Consider the following 19040-nt stretch of genomic DNA (forward strand, 5'->3'; position numbering starts at 1 on the left):
GACCCCCACTCCGACCCCGACGCCCACTCCGGCCCCGACGCAGCCGACCGGCACCTCGCCGGTCCCCGGCAAGGCGCTGACCTGGTCGGAGGAGTTCGACAGCTCGATCGCCTGGGGCTCCAAGTGGGTCGGCGACCGCAGTAGCGCGTACCGCTACGGCAACCACAACCCGGACGACAACAAGCTGGACTGGCTGAGCACCAGCGGCGTCTCGGTCTCCGGCGGGGTGGCCACCTTCACCGCCAAGCCGTCCAGTCACACCCTGGAGAGCGGGAAGCAGGCCTGGGACACCGGGCTGCTGACCACCGAGTACTCCTCGCAGGGCTTCCAGGTGAAGACCGGCGACTACGCCGAGACCCGGGTCAAGCTGCCGGCCGGCTCCGGTGCCTGGCCCGCGCTGTGGACCTGGAAGAACGGCAACGGGGAGATCGACACCTTCGAGTACCACCCTGACAATGCCGGGCTGCTGGAGCTGACCAACCACGTCAAGTCCGGCTCGAAGTACTACACCGACGCGAACGCGATCGGCCACGACAAGTGGGTCACCGTCGGCACCTACTACGGCGCCAACTCCGTTGACTGGTACGTGAACGGGACCAAGGTCTTCTCCGACGGCACCGGTGTCGGCACGGACTGGTCGGCCTACCTGATCCTCAACCTCTCGGTCGGCGCCGGGCAGTACCACCCGGCGCCCTCCGGCACCGCGCCGATCAGCTTCGCCTCGGACTACGTCCGCGTGTACCGCTGACTCAGCTGACGGTCAGCGTGAACGGTGTCCTGTCGTTCGCGGGATTGTGATCGTCCACGCTCACCACCCTGACGTGCCCCTCGGCCACCGTGCCGTGGGGCACGTTGGCGTTCACCCGGACCGGCACCAGGGCGGTCGCGGACTGCAGGGCGGGCAGCCCGGCGGGGAAGGTGCAGCTCACCACCTGGCCGAACAGGGACCTGCAGTTCGCCGGGAAGTACGGCCCCACGGCGGTGAACCCGGCCGGCAGGTCGATCAGCACCGTGAACGAGGAGGCCGTGCGCTGCGGGCCGAGGTTGGTGACGAAGCCGTGCACGGTGGTGGTCCCGCCCGGCGGGGCCGGATCCGGGTCCAGCCGGACCACCTCGAGGTCGGAGTTCGAGGGCACCGCGCTCGCGGTGGTGGCACCGAGCATCAGCGCCGTGGCTGCGGCCAGTCCCGCCATCACCCATCTGGTCACTGTCGTCACCTCTCTGCCGGACGTAGTCGTACCGATGCGCACTGTATGCGGCGTAGCGTGGATTGGTACGGAGGTGAGGACAGTGTCCGGACAGGTTTTGAGTGAGGTCAGCGCGGTGGTGGGCCCGGACCGCGAGGCCGAGTTGGTGACGTCGTACCGCGAGCTGGTGGCCGGTCCGCTGCCGGACGGGCTGATCAGGACCGAGCTGCTGCGCGGTCCCGGTGGGCGCTGGCGGGTGCAGAGCCTGTGGCGGGACCGGGCCGCGCTGGAGGCGGTCCGGTCCAACCCGAAGCTGGTCGCCGCGCCCCGGCTCTTCACCCAGGTGGGTGCCGAGCCGGAGCTCACGGTGTTTCAGCTGACGGCGTCCCAGGCCGGGCTGCTGATGCTGGACTGACTGGGCGTCAGAGCTTCATGACGTCAGGGCGCCAGCACCTGGCCGAGCCGGCTTGCGATCTGCCGCATCACCGGGACCAGCGAGGTGTTGCCCGCCTGGGCCTCCAGCGCGCGGATCCGGGCTTCGGGACCGGAGACCGAGAGCGCGGTGGGCGTCGGTGCGCCCGGGACGGCGACCGCGATGCAGCGGACGCCGATCTCCTGCTCCTGGTCGTCCACCACGTAGCCGCGCTCCCGGGCCTGGGCCAGCTGGGCGAACAGCTCGGTGGGGTCGGTGACGGTGTACGGGGTGTGCGACTGGAGCGGCTGGGTGCCGAGCACGCCGCGCGCCTCGGCCTCCTCCAGCTGGGCCAGCAGGGCTTTGCCGACACCGGTGCAGTGCGGCTGCACCCGGCGGCCGACCTCGGTGAACATCCGCATCGACCGGCGCGACTGCACCTGCCCGACGTAGACCACCTCGCCGCCCTCCAGGACGGCCAGGTTGGCGGTCTCGCCGGTGGCCTCCATCAGCTCGGCCAGGTACGGCCGGGCCCAGCTGCCGAGCAGCCGGCCCGCGGTCTCGCCGAGCCGGATCAGCCGGGGGCCGAGGGTGTAGCGGCGGGCGGTGTCCTGCCGGACATAGCCCTGCTGCACGAGGGTACGAATCAGGCGGTGGATGGTCGGCATCGGCAGCCCCGAGGTGGCGGCCAGCTCGCTCAGGGTGGCCACCCCGCCGGAGTCGGCCAGGGCTTCGAGGAGTTGGAAGGCGCGCTCGACGGACTGCACGCCGCCGGTGGCACGGTCGGCCCCTGTGGGTGCTGCGGCGGAGGTGCTGGCCACCGGCGTTCCCTTCGCTGTCGGAGGAGGAGTAGAGTCCCAGCGATCTACCTCAACAAAGCGTTGAAATTCTGTATCGCGGAAACTAGTCTCCACCTTACAGAACCGAACCCGCCAGTAGGTGGGTCGGTATCGAGGAAGTTCCCACCGGAACTTCCCTAGTTGGCTCAACTGTCCAAGGAGTGTTCTGCCCATGGCTGCAGATCAGGGACCCGTCGGCGCTTCCCCCGCCGCTCCGGTCGTCACTGTCGCCGGACCGCGCGTCCCCCGCAGCGAGGAGGTGCTCACTCCCGAGGCGGTCGCTTTCGTGGTCGGTCTCCACCGCGCCTTCGAAGGCCGCCGGCAGGAGCTCCTGGCCCGACGGAAAACCCGCCGTGACGAGATCGCGGCGGCCGGCACCCTCGACTTCCTCCCGGAGACCGCCGCCGTGCGGGCCGGGGACTGGAAGGTCGCCGAGGCGCCGCGCGCGCTGCAGGACCGCCGGGTCGAGATCACCGGGCCGACCGACCGCAAGATGGTGATCAACGCCCTCAACTCCGGTGCGAAGATCTGGCTCGCCGACTTCGAGGACGCCACCGCCCCCACCTGGGAGAACGTGGTCAGCGGCCAGGTCAACCTGATTGACGCCTTCGAGGGCCGGATCGACTTCGCCACCGAGGCGGGCAAGTCGTACACCCTCAAGCCCGCCGCCGAGCTGGCCACCGTGGTGGTCCGCCCCCGTGGCTGGCACCTGGACGAGACCCACCTGATGGTCGACGGCACCCCGGTCTCCGGCGGCCTGTTCGACTTCGGCCTGTACTTCTTCCACAACGCCGCCCGGCTGATCGCGCGCGGCGCCGAGGACCCGAACTCAGGACCGTACTTCTACCTGCCGAAGACCGAGAGCCACCTGGAAGCCCGGCTCTGGAACGACGTCTTCACCCACGCCCAGGCGAAGTTGGGCATCCCGCACGGCACCGTCCGGGCCACGGTCCTGATCGAGACCATCACCGCCGCGTTCGAGATGGACGAGATCCTCTACGAACTCCGGGACCACGCCGCCGGGTTGAACGCCGGCCGGTGGGACTACCTGTTCTCCATCGTGAAGAACTTCCGGGACGCGGGCGAGCACTACATCCTCCCTGACCGCAACACGGTCGGGATGACCTCGCCGTTCATGGCCGCCTACGCCCGGCTGCTGGTGCAGACCTGCCACAAGCGCGGCGCACACGCGATCGGCGGCATGGCCGCCTTCATCCCGTCCCGCCGCGACCCCGAGGTCAACGCCGCCGCACTGGAGAAGGTCAAGGCGGACAAGGAGCGCGAGGCCAACGGCGGCTTCGACGGCTCCTGGGTCGCCCACCCCGACCTGGTCCCGGTCGCCCGTGCCTGCTTCGACGCGGTGCTCGGTGACCGGCCGAACCAGAAGGACAACCCCGGCTCCGCCGAGCCGGTGACGCCCGCTCAGCTGCTCGACATCGCGGGTGCGGGCGGCAGTTGCACCGAGGCCGGCCTGCACAACGCCGTCCAGGTCGGCGTCCGCTACATCGAGGCCTGGCTGCGCGGTCTGGGTGCCGTCGGCATCTTCAACATGATGGAGGACGCGGCCACCGCCGAGATCTCCCGCTCGCAGATCTGGCAGTGGATCAACAACGACGTGGTGCTCGCCGACACCGGCGAGAAGGCCTCCGCCGAGCTGGTCCGTCGGCTCGTGGCCGAGGAACTCGCTGCCCTGCGCACCGAACTGGGCGACGAGGTCTACGCCGGTGGGCGCTGGAACGAGGCCGCCAAGCTGTTCGAGCAGGTCTCGCTGGCCGAGGAGTTCGTCGACTTCCTCACCCTGCCCGCGCTGCCGCTACTCGACTGACACCAACCTATCCAGCCGCAACCGGTCTGCCGCCTGCCGCGCTGTAGAACTGGCGGCGCCGATTTCTACGATCCGTACGGCCACCCCCGAGCGGGGTGGCCGTACGGCTTCCCGAGGAGCACCCGATGGCACGCATCTTCTTCAACGGCCAGGCCATGGTCGGCGGTCCGTTCCACGCCTCGGTGGCGGACGTCCTGATCGGCCCGGTCACCACCGCCCCCGGCTACCGTTTCTTCTCCATCGGTGACGTCTGCCCCGGCCTGCACCCCGACCCCGCGGTGGACACCGCCATCGAGGGCGAGCTCTACGACGTGGACCTGGCCCACCTGCGCGACGTCATCCTCCCCGGCGAGCCCCGCGAGCTCGAACTCGGCGTGATCGAGCTCGCGGACGGCTCCGCCTGCCTCTCGATGCTGCTCAGCCGGGGCGAACTGGAACGCGGCGTCCACCGCGAGATCACCGAGTACGGCGGCTGGCGCGCCTACCTCGCCACCCTGGGGCGGACCGCCTGACGACCACGCGGAAATCGCATCGCGCTCCACGGGCCCCGCATGGAACCCTCACGTTGGTCGGAGTGGGTGATCGTTCTGTGAGTGCGGCTCGCTAGACTTCGCTCGCCCGCGAACTTTTGTGATGGTCACAGGAGTTGGGTGTTCCCAAAAAAATGGGGGGAAGCATGAGGAGTCTGCTGTCCGGTAGACGCGTGCGACACAGACGGGGGATATCCGGCGTCGTCGCTCCGGGCGTCCTGGTGTGTGCCGTTCTGGCCACTCTGATGGGCCAGGTGAGCCCCGCCGCTGCGACGGCACCGACCGCAGCGGTCGGAACGCCGCAGCCGGGCCCGGGTGCGGCTGCCCCGTCCGCCGGCGCGAGCGCGACGTCCCCTGCCGGCCCGACGGCCGCTCCTACGGTGGACCCGAAGGCCGAGGAGAAGGCCGCCGTTCGGCAGCTCCAGCAGGCCGACCCCAGCGGCGCCTGTCCGGCGGTTCTGGCGCCGGGCGCGGTGGCCACCTGCACGATTGCTCCGTACCAGACCGTCTCGTTCTCGCTCCCGCTGACGCAGCCCAAGGACGTGGTTCTCGTCCAGGTCGTCTCGACGACCGGGACGACCTATCCGAACCTGGTCACGCCGGGCGGTACCGCAGTGACCTGCGACCAGCCGATGGGGGGCGCTTGGGGACTGCTGCGCTGCGCCACCGGCCAGGCAGGAGACTTCACGCTCACGGTCAGGAACAACAGTGGTCAGGAGAACGGCGTCTCGGTCTCGTACCTGCCGCTGCTGTCGACTAGTGCCTGCAAGACGGTGAGCGCCGCCGACCTCGCACTCGGCGCGCCGACCCTGTTCCACGGAGACCTGCCGCTCGGCTCGGCGGGTGACTGTTACGCGCCGACCGAACTGGCCGCCGGTGACGTGCTGCGGACCCACCTGTCCGCCTTCCAGATCGTCCAGATGGTCTACGACGCCACGGGCAAGGAGATCTGCAACAGCAGGTCGTCGAGCCAGCCCACCGAGCTCGACTGCAAGCTCACGGGCCAGGCGCCGTTCCGGGTGACGATGCAACAGATCTCGGGCGCGATCCAGGCATACGACTTCACGCTGGCGCGGCTCTCACGGCCGGACGGCTGTGCTGTGGTGGAGCCGCAGGCGTTCGTTGTCGCTCCGGACCTGAGCCCGGTAGCGCGCTGCCGCTCACTGCGGGTCTCCGAGCAGGCTCCCTACTCCTTCCAGCCGGTCACGACCGAGGGTTCCACCCTCTACGGTGGCCTGTACGGCCGCGACGGCACCCAGCTGTTCGGCAATTGCTGGCTGGGCACCGGCTGCGATCTGACACCCGGTGACTACACCTGGGCGGTCGAGGCCCGGAACGTCTCCGCCGGCCCGTTCGGGATGGTTTTCCACTCGGACAAGGAGACTCGGGGCTGCACTGCGGCCAACGACACCGGGCTGCTGTCCGGACCGGTCGCCGGCACCTTCGGCGGGCCGGGCCAGCAGCTCTGCCGCACCCTGCCGACTGCCACCGGGAAGGGTGTCTACCTGCTCAACCGGCCGCCCGCCGACGGCACCGGCGCCAAGGTCGTGGTCTACGACGCGGCCGGCGCCAAGCAGTGCGAGAACGGCGGATACTCCTCCGTCTGCAAGTTGACCGGCACCGCGCCGTTCCGCGCCGTTCTGGGCGGCACGCCGAACAAGGCGTACAAGCTGGTGATCCACCGGACCGGTGAGACGGCCGGCTGCGCCGCCTGGACGCGGAGCGGGTTCGACGGTACCTGGGGTGCCGAGGTCACGCTGACCGCGGAGGTGAAGCAGACCTGCCTTGCCCTGCCGGCCAGTCAGCACAGCACCGCCGAGATGGCCGACTACACCAACACGCAGAACAGGCTCAACGCCTCTCTGGAGGTGGTCGACCCCAAGGGTGACGTGGCGTGTTCGACCTCTTCCAGCTCGGCCTTCACCTGTGCCCTCACTGCCGGTGTGCCGTACACCGCGCTGCTCGTCAACTCGCAGTGGGGCGACAGCTACAAGCTGGTCCGGCGGGACATCTCGCCCACCGCGAACTGCCTCACCCCGAACGCGACCACGGTCGGCGGCCAGTCCACCCCGGTGGACCTGACCTCCGTGCTGGACGCTCGGTGCGTCCGGGTGAACGCCGCCGCCACGGACAAGCTCTGGCTGAGCGCACGGGCGACCAGCGGCTCGGTGCAGGTGCAGGTCGCCGATGCGACCGGTAAGAACATCTGCCTGCAGTGGGGCCTCTCCTGCCAGGTCACGGGCTCGACCTCGTACACCGTGGTCGTGCTCGCGGCCGGGTACCACGGCACGAACATCCACGCCAACGTGGACACCTGGAGGGTCGGTACGGCGGGCGGCTGGGCGCCGGAGTGCACCTCCCACCCGATCTCGGTGGAGGGCTTCTCGCTGCGGAGCGGCGTGTTCACCGAGTCCTCGTCCGCGTACTGCGCGGTGCTCGACATGAAGCCGTCGCAGTCCTTCAAGGTCTCCGGTACCACCAGCGGTTCCTACGCCAAGCAGCCGGCCGTGACCATATTCGGCCCGGCCAAGTGGGACAGCTCCGATCTCAGCTACCAGTGCAACAGCAACTACGGCCAGTTCGGCGCCCGGTGTCAGACCCTCAACGGCTCCGACGCCGGGCAGGCCGTGCTGATCATCAGCGCGGCGGGGGCGGCGACGCCGGTCGAGTACAGCGTGCAGGGGGAGTGCGACTCCAACGGATGTGTCGGCCTGCCGCGTCCGCCCCTGGTGCTGGGCTCGATCAGCCCCGCCACCGGCGCGGCCGGTACGCAGACCCAGGCCGTCATCCGAGGCACCGGCCTCACCCTGGGCACCACGCTGAAGCTGGTCCGCAACGGCACCTGGAGCAGCACCCAGCCGCTCATGAAGCCGCTCTCGGTCAGCCCCGACGGGACCTCGCTCCACGTCCTGGCCGACACCAACGGTCTGGAGCCGGGCAGCTACGACGTGGTGCTGGACGGTACCGGGAGCGGGTCCGGCCTCATCAACGCGTACACGGTGACGCCTGCGCCGACGGCGGCGAAGGGCCGGTTCGTCCCGGTTCCCCCGTCGCGCATCCTGAACACCGTCTCGGGCGTCGGTGCGCCCGCCGGGCGGGTCGGCCAGGGCGGCGTGGTGTCGCTGCGAGTCGCCGGCGTGGGCGGGATTCCGGCTACCGGTGTCACGGCGGTCGTGATGAACGTGACGGCCGTCAACCCCACGCGGAACAGTGCCATTTCGGTGTACCCGAGCGGTCAGGCGGTGCCCGACCTGCCGACCGTGAGCTTCGCGGCCGGGCAGAACGTTCCGAACCTGGTGACGGTCCCGCTGTCGAACGGGAAGGTGGACCTGCGCAACGCGTGGGGCGAGGTCGACCTCGGCGTCGACGTCGCCGGCTACTACACCGACAGTGGCACCGGCTCTTTCCTGCGCCCGGTCAACCCGTCGCGCATCCTGAACACCGTCTCGGGCGTCGGTGCGCCCGCCGGGCGGGTCGGCTGGGGCGGCGTGGTGCCGCTGCAGGTGACCGGTGCGGGCGGGGTCCCGGCCACCGGGGTGACGGCGGTCGTGATGAGCGTGACGGCCGTCAATCCCTCACGGACCGGCTATGTGACGGTGTATCCGAACGGTCAGTCGGTCCCCGACGCGTCGAACCTCAATTTCACCGCCGGGAAGAACGTGTCGAACCTGGTGACCGTTCCGGTAGGGGCGAACGGGAAGGTGAATCTGTACAACGCGTGGGGTGAGGTCGACTTCGGCGTCGACGTCCTCGGGTACTACACCGACTCGGGCGCCACCTACTCGGCGGCCGGGCTCGTAAGGCTGCTCGACACCCGCTACGGCGAGGGTGCCCGCGCCGGGACCTTGGGCGGGGCGGGCGATGTGGTCAGCCTGAAGGTGGCCGGGGTCGAGGGCGTGCCCGCGACCGGTGTCACCTCGGTGCTGCTGAACGTCACCGTCGTCTGGCCCACCAACACCAGCTTCCTGACGGTCTTTCCGCACGGGACCGACCGTCCGGACGCCTCGAACATCAACTACCGGCCGGGAGAGGTGGTGTCCGCCCTGGTGATGGTTCCGGTGGTGGACGGCCGGGTGTCGTTCGCCAACCAGTGGGGCAGCACCGATGTGGTCGCCGACCTGATCGGCTACTTCGCAGCCTGATCCCCGAGAACCCACAATGCCGCGCCGCCCGGTCACCCGGGCGGCGCGGCACTTTCGGTTCTCRGGACGACTAGCCGGACAGCCGGCGGGTCTCCGTCGCCAGGTGCTTCGCCAGCTCGGACTGGCGGACGTAGCCGCGGTGGTGGTGGCCCCGGATCACCGGGCGTTCGCTGCCGGGCTGGCGCAGCGCGGTGGGCGGGTCGGCGAGCCAGTGGTCGGTGATGCCCGGCTCGTCCAGCCGCTGGCCGCCGAACGGGTCGGTGGTGCGGTGGAAGTTGGCCCAGGTGAGGGCGGGGCCGCCGTCGGGCAGCGGGGCGTGCAGATAGGTCGGGAACCAGCGGCGGTACAGCCGGGGGACCGGGTTGCCGTACGTGACCACCGACAGTCGTGGGGTCGACTCCGGTGCGGTGGCGGCCAGTTGGACTACGGTGGCGGTGACGATCACCGCGCCCTGGCTGTGCCCGAGCAGGATCACCGCTCCGCCTCGTTCGGTCAGGTGCCGTACCCGCTCGGTGAGTTGGGGTACCGCCTGCTCGGCGTAGCTGGGCGGCGCGTAGGGGTGGAAGGAGCGCGGCCAGAAGGTCGCGATGTCCCAGACGATCGCGGTCAGCTTGCGGGTGTTCGGGTCGGCCAGCGCGTTGCGCACCAGCAGCAGCAGGGCCAGCGGGCCGAGCAGCAGGATGGTCCCGGCCACCGTGGCGCTGGGCGCCGGGACGGCGGACCAGATCAGGTTCACCTCCGGCTTGGGGCCCTTGCTCCACTCCAGCAGGTACGAGCAGCTGAAGGCGATCGCGGCGCCGGCCAGCAGCACCGCCGCCCCGGACAGCCCGCCCTCCAGCCAGCGCAGCAGCAGGGAGCCGATCATCTTGCGCCGTCGCACCATGGCCAGCCAGCGCCCGGCCGGACTGTCCGGGTGGGGCGCGGGATCGGTCAGGTCCAGATCCTCTTCCCGTCCCGCCGCTGCGGCCTGCCGTCGCCAGCGCGCCAGTTCGGGGACCAGGCTGTCCCGCCAGTCGCGGCGGTGCCAGAGCCAGACCACGCCGAACCAGAGCAGCAGCACCAGCATGCCGTCGATGCTGAACCGGGCCAGCGCCTCGGAGCCCGGCAGGATCTGCACCTGCGTCACCTCGCCGGTCGGCGCGTCCTTGGCGGGCGGGCTCAGCCAGTGCGCGGCCGACAGTGCCACCCCCGACCAGATCGCGAACAGCAGCCCGCTGCCCACCGCCACGGTGGAGAACGCGGGGGGCAGTCGGGGCAGGCCGTGCTGGCGGGTGCGGCGCTTGGCCCACCAGGCGACGGCCAGCATCAGCACACCGGCCGAGTACAGCACGCCGAGCAGCAGGTTGAAGGTGTCCAGCAGGTCCGGCATGCCGATCCCGACCCGGCTCACCCCGACCGCACCGGCCCGCCGGGAGCTCGGCTGCACGGCGCAGAGCACCCCGGCCAGCACCAGCAGCGCACCGGAGCCGCCGCAGAGGGTCCGGCGCGCCGCCCGGCCACCGGCCAGGGCGGCCCGCAGCCGGTCCACCAGCGCGGCGAAGGCGAGCACCACCAGGCCGATGACCAGGACAAGTTCGGTGCAGAGCACGGTGGTCGAGGCCCGGCCGCCGGTGGTGGCGGTGCGCAGCAGTACCAGCGCGAGCAGCGCCCAGGCGCCGGCGGTGTGCAGGGCCCGGTCCTGGGTGGCGTACCCGGAACCGTCCTGCCAGAAGTCGGCATCGGCGAGCTCGGCCCGGGAGAGGTCGTAGGAACCGCGCCTGCCTCCGACGGCCGCCTCCCAGCGGCGGTTCGGGCTGGTGCCCAGGTGCAGCAGCAGCACGACCAGGGCCGGCACGAGCGCGGCCAGCGCGGCGGCCAGGTACGGACGGTCCTGCAGTCGCAGCGCGTGCCAGAACGGCTGGGCCCGGCAGTTGGCGACGGCCAGGCACTGCCAGGCGGCCTGGTCCACGAACACCTGGGTGAGGAAGAGCAGGTAGGTCGCGGTCACGCAGAACGCCATCACCCGCACCATGGCCTGCTGGAACCGCAACTGGCTCCGGGTGCCCAGCGCCATCCAGCCCGCCATGTTGACGAACGCGAACGGCAGCAGCAGGAACCACAGCGCGGTCGCCCACGACCGCGAGGTCAGCCCGCCCCAGAAGTACGCCTCCCGGTGCCGCCCGGACGGCCGGGCGTCCCGCCCGCGCCAGATCCCGGCCAGCTTGCTGCCCGCGACCTGCCGCACCTCGGGATCGTCCAGCACCTCGGCCGGCCCGGAGCTGCCCCAGCCGTGCACCACCAGCTCAGTGACGCCGCCGCTGTCCACGTCGGTGGGGTAGTCGTAGTCCCCCGCATGGTCCTCGTCCGCCTGATGCACCGTCACCGAACCGCCCCCTGACACCCGCCGGTGATCGAACTGTCGGCCAGCACAGGGGAGTTGTCAACGGATCCGGCAGCCGGGGCGCCGAACCGGCGGTCGGCGCCCCGGTCGGGGTCAGATCAGCGGGCCGTACAGCTGGTTGCCCGGGGCGTCGGCGTCACGGCCGGTGTAGTACTCGCGCATCGCGGCCAGCAGCTCGGTCACGCTCAGCGCGCCGCTGCCGTCGGTGTCCAGGGCCTGGAAGGCGGCCTGACTCTCGTTCCGGCCGACGCCGAAGGTCTTCTGCCAGTCGTAGAACTCCTGGGCGCTCACCTCGCCGTCGCCGTCGGTGTCGAGCAGCGTGCAGATCGCCTCGGTGAGCGGGCGGAAGGTGGTGTCGAAGCCCTTGGCCGAGGCGATGAAGGCGCCCTTCATCCCGGCCCGGTACTCCGCCAGGCTGAGCCGGGAGTCGCCGTCGGTGTCGGCGGCGGCGTACAGCGCGTCCCAGAACTCGGTCATTCCCAGCATCAGCCGGGTGCCCCGGGGTGAGGTGGGCTGCTCGCCGAACTGGGCCAGCAGCCGGGTGCCGAGGGTGAGCAGGTCGTCGTGGTCGACCGAGCCCCGGCCTGCCGTGTCGATGTGCCCGAAGCACCGGTCGATCTTCTGGTCGAGCAGGCTGTCTTCGCTGATGACGGACATCGCAATCTCTTTCCGTGGAGGCGTACTTGATCCCCGGACCGACCATGGGCGGTGATCCGGAAGTAGGGTCTAAGACCGACCGGCAAATGGTGGGCGGATGAATGAGCGGCGTCCGGGCCGAGTCTGGGCGGTGCCGACGAGGGAGTAGCAGCGGAGCTGCGGCGACTGAGGAGAAGCCGTCCAGGCGACAGCCCGGGCGACGGGGCGGTGGCCGCCGTGAGATGGTCGAAGAGCTCCGGGCCGGCCGAGCCGGGCGCGATGCTGACGCCCTGCAGCCTGGTGGTGCGCAGGTAGGCGAGATTTCCTTCGCCGAAGGCGCCGCCGGTGAGGCCGGTGCCACCGACCATCGGCAGCACCGGCAGGGTGCCGATGTGGCTGTCGTTGACCTTCAACAGGCCGCCGTTGCTCACCTCTTCGGTGAAGCGCTCGATCACCCGGGGGTCGCGGGCCCAGAAGGAGTTGCGCAGCCCGTACCGGTTGCCGTTGACGAAGGCGATCAGCTGGTCCAGCAGCTCCTCGTCCGGGGCGTCGTCGGGGACGACCACGCACATCAGCGGGAAGAAGGTCTCCTCCCGGACGGCCCGCATCCCGGCCGCCGCCCGCAGGCCGTGGGCCCGCAGCAGCACCGGGCGGACGAACGGGCCACGGGCGCTCGGCGCGTCGTCGACGTCCACCAGCTCGCCGCCGCAGAGCAGTTCGGCTCCCTGCTCGACCGCGTCGGCCAGCACCTCCAGGCACTGGGCCCGCTTGACCACCGGGCTGAGCAGCACCTCGGGGTCACCGGGCGGGCCGATCCGCAGCGCGGCGACCCGGCGGTGCAGCAGCTCGGTGAACTCCTCGGCCACGGCCGGGTGGACCAGGGCGAACTTGGGGGAGAGGCAGAGCTGGCCGGAGGCGTGGTAGCGCTCGGCGGCGGCCTGGGCCGCCTGCGGGAGGTCGGCGTCCCGCCAGACCACCAGGGCGTCGTTGCCGGACAGTTCGAGGATCGGCTTCTTGCCGTACTCCAGGCAGGACTTGGCGACCTTGGCGCCGTTCTCCGCAGCGCCGAACCAGAACACGTCGTCGCAGTCCGGGGACTCCAGCCAGCTCTTCAGCAGTGGCCGGGCCGGACCGGCCAGCACGCTGAGCACGCCGGGCGGGGCACCGTACGCGGTCAGCAGCGGGGCCACGATCTCGTGGTAGACGAAGGCCGCGCCGAGCGGTGCGGCCGAAGGGGCGTTCAGCACCAGGGAGTTGCCGGCGGCCAGCACCAGGACGCCGAACATCGAGGTCCCGGCCGCCGCGTTCAGCGCCGGGTTGAGGCCGACCACCCCGTCGGGCTTGCGGACCAGCCGGATCCGCCGCCCGGCCTGCTCACCCTCCCACACGAGGCTCTGCCGGGCGTGCCGGAGCGAGGCCGGGTGGGTGATGCTCAGCATGAACGCCAGCTCCCACCGGGCGACCGTCAGCGGGTGGCCTTCGGCGACCAGGACCTCGGTGAACTCCTCGCCACGGGACAGCAGTTCACGGTGCACGGCCTCGGCGAAGGCCAGCCGGTGCGCCAGCGGCGTACGGGCCCAGGCCGGTTGGGCCTCCCGGGCCAGTACGAGGGCTGCCTTGGCCTGCTCCGGAGTGGACCGCGCCACTCGTCCGGCCAGCCGGGGGTCGCGCTCCGCTCCCTCGGCCGCCCGGCCGAAGTCCAGCCGGGCCTTGAGGGCCATCACGTCGTACGTCTCACGCAGCAGGGCCGAGGCGTGCGGCCAGTGGTACCAGCCCTCGCCGGGCTGCGGCTCGCCGCCGACCAGGACGGGATAGGAGTAGCGCATGCACTGATCCTGGGCCCGTCCACCGGGAGTTGACCATGGTCGGCGCGACTTGCAACCCGAAGGTGGGACTTTCCCTGCACAATGTGGACGTTTGCGGACAGGTGACAGCCCCGGACTCTCGCCGTGAGTCCGGGGCTGCTCTCCAGGCCCCCGAGGGGGTGGAGTCCGGTTACCGCACCGTCCCGGGTGCGGACCGGAGTCGATGGGTGATCAGAGGCGGGCGGCCAGTTCCTTGGCGGCGCGGGCGCAGTCCTGGGCGATCTTGTCCTCGTTCACGGTGGTCAGGTTGCCCTTCTCCACCACGGCGTTGCCGTTGACCAGCAGCAGCGCCAGCGGCGGGAGCGCGCCCAGGGTGAGCGCGGCGATCGGGTCGGCGATCGAGGAGTGCATGATGCCGTCGATCTTCCAGAGCGCCAGGTCGGCGAGCTTGCCGACCTCGATCGAGCCGATCTCGTTCTGCCGGCCGAGCACCCGGGCGCCGCCCATGGTGCCCAGGCGCAGCGCGCTGCGGCCGGTGAGCGCGGTCGGGGAGCCGTGCAGACGGTTGATCAGCAGCGCGTTGCGCAGCTCGGTGCCCAGCTCGCCGGACTCGTTGGAGGCGGTGCCGTCCACGCCGAGGCCGACCGGCACGCCGGCCTTGAGCATGTCCGGGACCCGGGCGATACCGGCCGCCAGACGGGCGTTGGAGGACGGGCAGTGCGCGACACCGGTGCCGGTCTCGGCGAACTTGGCGATGTCCGAGTCGTTCATGTGGACGCAGTGCGCCATCCAGACGTCCTCGCCCAGCCAGCCGGTGGACTCGAAGTAGTCGGTCGGGCCCATCCCGAACAGCTCCTTGCAGAACGCCTCTTCCTCGGCGGTCTCGGAGCCGTGGGTGTGCAGCCGTACGCCCTTGCGGCGGGCCAGCACGGCGGCCTCGCGCATGAGTTCGGTGGAGACCGAGAACGGCGAGCAGGGCGCGATGGCGATCTGCAGCATCGAGTCGAAGGAGGCGTCGTGGTACTTGTCCACGGCCGCCTCGGAGGCGATCAGGATGTCCTCGGTCTTCTCCACCGCGTGGTCCGGCGGCAGGCCGCCGTCCTTCTTGCTGCGGTCCATCGAGCCGCGCAGCGCGGTGAAGCGCATGCCGAGCTCCTGGACGGCCTCGATCTCGGCGCCGAGGATGTCGCCGCCGTCCTTCGGGAACACGTAGTGGTGGTCCGAGGCAGTGGTACAGCCGGACTTGAGCAGCGCGGCGGCCGAGCCCTGGGCGGCGGCGTGCACCAGGCGGTCGTCGATCCGGGCCCAGGTCGGGTAGAGCGCGACCAGCCAGTCGAACAGGATGTTGTCCTGGGCCAGGCCGCGGGTGATCCACTGGTAGAAGTGGTGGTGGGTGTTGACCAGGCCCGGGGTGATCAGGTGACCCTCGCCGTTGATCCGGCGCACCACGTTGTCCAGCCACTGCGGGGCGGGGCCGTTGCCGACCGACTCGATCCTGTTGCCGAGGACCACGACGTGGCCGCGGGCGTACTCGGTGTCGTTGGCGTCGACCGTGGCGATGGCGACGTTCTCGATCACGATCCGCTGGTCGGGGCGCGGGGGCTGGACTGCCATGGTGTTTCTCCTATGGGGGGAGGGTGAGGGACGCGCGGTGAGCGGTGCGCGCCCCTCACCGGTCAGGACGGTGTCGCCGTTGACACCGTCGCACCGGTGGAACCGCCGGATGAGGCCTGACGGTTGGCACCGACGTGGTGGAAGAGCAGGTTGAGCAGGACAGCCAGCACACAGCCGGCCGATATGCCGGAGTGCATCAGCGTGCGGACGGCCTCCGGGAAGGCGTCGTAGAAGGTCGGGGCCGCGATCGGGATGATGCCGACCCCGAGCGAGACCGAGACCAGGATGGTGTTGGCGCTGGACTCCATCCCCGCCTCGGCCAGGGTCCTGATACCGCTCGCCGCGACCGTGCCGAAGAGCACGATCCCGGCGCCGCCCAGGACGGGCGAGGGCACCAGCGAGACCAGCGAGCCGAGCACCGGGAAGAGCCCGAGCAGGATCAGGATGCCGCCACCGGCCGCGACCACGAACCGGCTGCGGATGTTGGTCAGTGCCACCAGCCCGATGTTCTGGGCGAAGGCGCTGGCCGCGAAGCCGTTGAAGACCGGGCTGATCGCGGTGGCCAGTCCGTCCGCCCGCAGGCCGGCGGCGAGGGTCTGCTCGTCGGCCTCGCGGTCGACGATCCGTCCCAGCGCCAGCATGTCGGCGGTGGACTCGGTCATCGACACGATCATCACGATGCAGATCGAGACGATCGCGGTGAGCTCGAAGACCGGGGCCCCGAAGTGGAACGGGGACGGCAGTGCGAACACCTCGGCCTGCGAGACCGCACCGAAGTCGGCCAGTCCGAGCGGGAAGGCCAGCGCGGTGCCGATGGCCAGCCCGACCAGCAGGGAGAGCTGCTGCCAGAAGCCGCGGAGCAGTTTGTTGCAGAGCACCACCGCGGTGAGGGTGAACGCGGCGAGGCCGATGGCCTTGACGGAGCCGTAACCGGGGGCGGCGGGTGAACCGCCACGCGCCCAGTTGACCGCGACCGGCAGCAGGGACACCCCGATGAGGGTGATCACGGTGCCCTGGACGACCGGCGGGAAGAACCTGATCAGCTTGCAGAAGTACGGTGCCGCGAGGAAGCACAGGAGCCCCGCGACGATCACCGCGCCGAAGATCACCGGCAGGGCCTTGTCAGGGCCGTGCTCCTTGGCGATCGCCAGCATCGGTGCGACTCCGGCGAACGAGACGCCGTTCACGAACGGCAGCCGGGCGCCGATTTTCCAGACCCCCAGGGTCTGGAGCAGGGTGGCCAGTCCCGCGGTGAACAGGCTGGCTGAGATGAGCAGGGCGAGCTCGGTGGGGGAGAGACCCACACCGGCACCGACGATGAGCGGGGGCGCGACCACGCCCGCGTACATCGCGGCGACGTGCTGGAGTCCGGTGGTGAAGAGTTTCACCTTCGGCAGCATCTCGTCCACGGGGTGGACCGCACGGCCGTCCGGCGTGTCGGGGAGGTTGGTTGACACACCGTCCGGCCGTGCAGGCCCGTTTGGGGTGGAACCGCCGTCTGTGGTTCGGGTTGAGCTGGTTGCCATGTCGAGCCCCTCTTGTGCTCGTGGCTCCCGGCGCGCCCGTGGCGCTGGAGATGTCCCGGAGGCGGGACGGCGGTGCAAGGGTCCTCCGGGATGTTTCTCCAGCTCCCCGGGCCGGCCGCCGTGAGGCGAGCACGATCTCCGGATGGTGGGGGTGGAGAAACAGGTGGAACGGATGGTGCGGGTACTGCGACCCGTCCGGCACCGTCCGGCCTGGTGTGGCCGGTGGGTGCAGCAGTGCTGGACGGTGTTCATGGGGGTGGGTCAGGCGACCGGGATGACCGGGACGACGCCCTCGCGGTGCACGGTGCCCTCGATCAGGCCGTACATCCGGTCGGCGGCGTAGTAGACCTCGTTCTCGTTCTTGAGACCGAAGGGCGACAGGTCGACCAGGAAGTGGTGCTTGTTGGGGAGTTCGAGCCGGACCTCGTCCACCTCGGCCCGGTTGTTCAGCACCCGGGTGCCCATCGAGTGCAGGGTCTGCTGCAGCGAGTACGAGTAGGTCTCGGCGAACGCCTCCAGCATGTGGCGGCGGATGTGCTGGTACGAGCGGTTCCAGTTCGGCTGGGCCTCGCCCTCGGCGCCACTGAAGCCGTACTTCCAACGGGCCGTCACCTGGGTGGCCAGGATGCGGTCGTACGCCTCCTGCAGGGTGGTGTACTTGTCCTTGATGTAGCCCCAGAACTCCGAGTTGGTGGAGTTCAGCACGGTCAGGTCCTTGAGACCGGAGATGACCTGGACGGTGGTGCCGTCATAGGTGATCTCGCTGGTCCGTACCTCGCCGCCGTTGCGGGTGAAGGAGTGGCCGACCTCCTCGGAACCGATGAAGCGCGCCGAGCTGTCCGGCGTCTTGATCCGGTCCCAGGTGTACTCCTCGATCCGGATCCGGGCCCGGTGGATCGGCTCGTTGTTGTCGACGAAGTGCTTCGCCAGCGTGATGCCGAAGGCCTCCGCCGACTCGATGCCGTACTCCTTGGCGAAGGCGTACACCGTGTTCTTGGTGGTGTCGGTGGGCAGGCAGTTGGCGTTCGAGCCGGTGAGGTGGACGTCGTCGAGGTCACCGGAGAGGGCGACCGAGACGTTCAGGTCCTTGATCTCGTGGCGGGTCGAGTCGCGGTAGACCCGGACGATGCGGTTCTCCGCCTTGCCGTACTGGTTCTGACCGAGCACGTGGGCCATGACATGGCTCCTAAGGGTTCCAGCGGTCTACTAGCTTCCGCGGTAGACCGAGTATCCGAACGGGTTGAGCAGCAACGGCACGTGGTAGTGGTGCTGCGCGGGCGCGACCGTGAAGACGATCGAGACCTCGGGGAAGAACGGCGGCTCCGCGGACTTCTTCGTGAAGTACGAAGCGGTGTCGAAGAGCAGCCGGACGACCGAGCCCGCCTCCACGGCCGGCAGGTCCTTGGCCCGGCCGTCGGAGTCCGTGGCGGAGGTGCCGAGCACCTGCCAGCCACCCTCGGTGTGCAGTGCGAGCTCGACCGGGACGCCCTCGGCCGGGCGGCCGAGGCTGGTGTCGAGCACGTGCGTGGAGATGCCAGTCATGGGTTGAATGACCTTACTGATGGCAGGAATTGACTGATCGACAGCGGATCAGGCCGCGTCGAACAGCCGGTTGATACGGATGTCGTTGATCTTGCGCAGCTCGCCCCGGACGATCTCCGCCTCGGTGGCGGCGTCGTGGGGGAAGCGCTCGCGCAGCGCGGCGAGCATGGTGCCGGCGGTGCGGCCGGTGGCGCAGATCAGGAACACGTGGCCGAACTTCGCCTCGTAGGCGGCGTTCGCCTCGTGCAGCTCGTCCAGGAGCGCGGAGTCGACTCCGTGGATGCCGGCCTGCTCGCGCTCGGAGGTGGCGTCGCCCGCCTTGGGCTTGCCGATCCGGGCGTGGCCGGCCATCGCGTCGGTGAGGTCCTGGACCGTCAGCTTCGCCATCGCCGCCTCGTTGGCGGCCAACAGCTCGGCCCGGTCGGACCAGGGCCGGGTCTCCGCGACAGCGGCGGCCCAGCTGGGGCTGGAGCAGATCTCTAGCAGCGTCTCCGTCAGCTCGCCGGCGGGGATCGCCGACAGTGCGTCAGGAGTGGTGGGAAGGTTGGTCACGGGTGGACCTCCTGAAGAGTGGTGCCACCCGCAAAAGCTAGATCCGCCAC

The 19040-nt window shown here is 70.3% G+C and carries 14 protein-coding genes; 4 read left to right on the forward strand and 10 right to left on the reverse strand.

Annotated elements, in window-relative coordinates; all coding sequences use genetic code 11:
* Positions 1-749: 749 nt before the first annotated feature.
* On the reverse strand, positions 750-1208 hold the full coding sequence (locus ASC99_RS34830) for a hypothetical protein (RefSeq protein ID WP_157531938.1): 459 nt from the start codon (positions 1206-1208) through the stop codon (positions 750-752).
* 82 nt (positions 1209-1290) lie between these two features.
* Between ASC99_RS34830 and ASC99_RS34835 the strand changes: the two genes are divergently transcribed.
* Entirely contained in the window at positions 1291-1602 is a 312-nt protein-coding gene (locus ASC99_RS34835; RefSeq protein ID WP_057239690.1) for an antibiotic biosynthesis monooxygenase, read from the forward strand.
* A 23-nt stretch (positions 1603-1625) separates the two neighbouring features.
* On the opposite strand, the gene ASC99_RS34840 is transcribed toward ASC99_RS34835, so the two are convergent.
* Positions 1626-2420, reverse strand: coding sequence for an IclR family transcriptional regulator (locus tag ASC99_RS34840; protein ID WP_057239692.1), 795 nt, complete (start codon positions 2418-2420; stop codon positions 1626-1628).
* 190 nt (positions 2421-2610) lie between these two features.
* On the opposite strand from ASC99_RS34840, the gene aceB reads away from it, so the two are divergent.
* From aceB to ASC99_RS41590, 3 genes are all read left to right on the forward strand, one after another.
* Complete coding sequence (aceB, locus tag ASC99_RS34845) at positions 2611-4263, forward strand: malate synthase A (protein ID WP_057239694.1); 1653 nt, start codon at positions 2611-2613, stop codon at positions 4261-4263.
* A gap of 125 nt (positions 4264-4388) precedes the next feature.
* Complete coding sequence (locus tag ASC99_RS34850) at positions 4389-4775, forward strand: hypothetical protein (RefSeq protein ID WP_057239696.1); 387 nt, start codon at positions 4389-4391, stop codon at positions 4773-4775.
* Between the two features lie 272 nt (positions 4776-5047).
* Positions 5048-8935: a hypothetical protein gene (locus ASC99_RS41590; RefSeq protein WP_157531939.1), complete on the forward strand. Its 3888-nt coding sequence runs from the start codon at positions 5048-5050 to the stop codon at positions 8933-8935.
* A gap of 70 nt (positions 8936-9005) precedes the next feature.
* On the opposite strand, the gene ASC99_RS34860 is transcribed toward ASC99_RS41590, so the two are convergent.
* The 8 genes from ASC99_RS34860 to uraD all read right to left on the reverse strand — a co-directional run bounded on the left by ASC99_RS34860 (position 9006) and on the right by uraD (position 18990).
* Positions 9006-11297, reverse strand: a complete 2292-nt coding sequence (locus tag ASC99_RS34860; protein ID WP_157531940.1) for a PE-PPE domain-containing protein — start codon at positions 11295-11297, stop codon at positions 9006-9008.
* A gap of 111 nt (positions 11298-11408) precedes the next feature.
* Positions 11409-11792, reverse strand: a complete 384-nt coding sequence (locus tag ASC99_RS34865) for an EF-hand domain-containing protein (RefSeq protein WP_235583194.1) — start codon at positions 11790-11792, stop codon at positions 11409-11411.
* Positions 11793-11800: 8 nt separating this feature from the next.
* Positions 11801-13777, reverse strand: coding sequence for an aldehyde dehydrogenase (locus ASC99_RS38160; RefSeq protein WP_235583195.1), 1977 nt, complete (start codon positions 13775-13777; stop codon positions 11801-11803).
* A 210-nt stretch (positions 13778-13987) separates the two neighbouring features.
* The gene (locus tag ASC99_RS34870) at positions 13988-15370 is read right to left on the reverse strand and encodes an 8-oxoguanine deaminase (RefSeq protein WP_057239705.1); all 1383 of its coding nucleotides are present in this window, start codon (positions 15368-15370) and stop codon (positions 13988-13990) included.
* A 62-nt stretch (positions 15371-15432) separates the two neighbouring features.
* Positions 15433-16896 (reverse strand): nucleobase:cation symporter-2 family protein, encoded by a 1464-nt coding sequence (locus tag ASC99_RS34875; protein ID WP_082598880.1) that lies wholly within the window; start codon positions 16894-16896, stop codon positions 15433-15435.
* 261 nt (positions 16897-17157) lie between these two features.
* Positions 17158-18072 (reverse strand): factor-independent urate hydroxylase, encoded by a 915-nt coding sequence (gene pucL / locus ASC99_RS34880; RefSeq protein ID WP_057239707.1) that lies wholly within the window; start codon positions 18070-18072, stop codon positions 17158-17160.
* Positions 18073-18102: 30 nt separating this feature from the next.
* Positions 18103-18438, reverse strand: coding sequence for a hydroxyisourate hydrolase (gene uraH, locus ASC99_RS34885; protein WP_057239709.1), 336 nt, complete (start codon positions 18436-18438; stop codon positions 18103-18105).
* Between the two features lie 48 nt (positions 18439-18486).
* The gene (gene uraD / locus ASC99_RS34890; RefSeq protein ID WP_057239711.1) at positions 18487-18990 is read right to left on the reverse strand and encodes a 2-oxo-4-hydroxy-4-carboxy-5-ureidoimidazoline decarboxylase; all 504 of its coding nucleotides are present in this window, start codon (positions 18988-18990) and stop codon (positions 18487-18489) included.
* Between the last annotated feature and the right edge of the window lie 50 nt (positions 18991-19040).

Origin of the sequence: Kitasatospora sp. Root107, assembly GCF_001424875.1 — a bacterium.
Lineage (GTDB): Bacteria > Actinomycetota > Actinomycetes > Streptomycetales > Streptomycetaceae > Kitasatospora.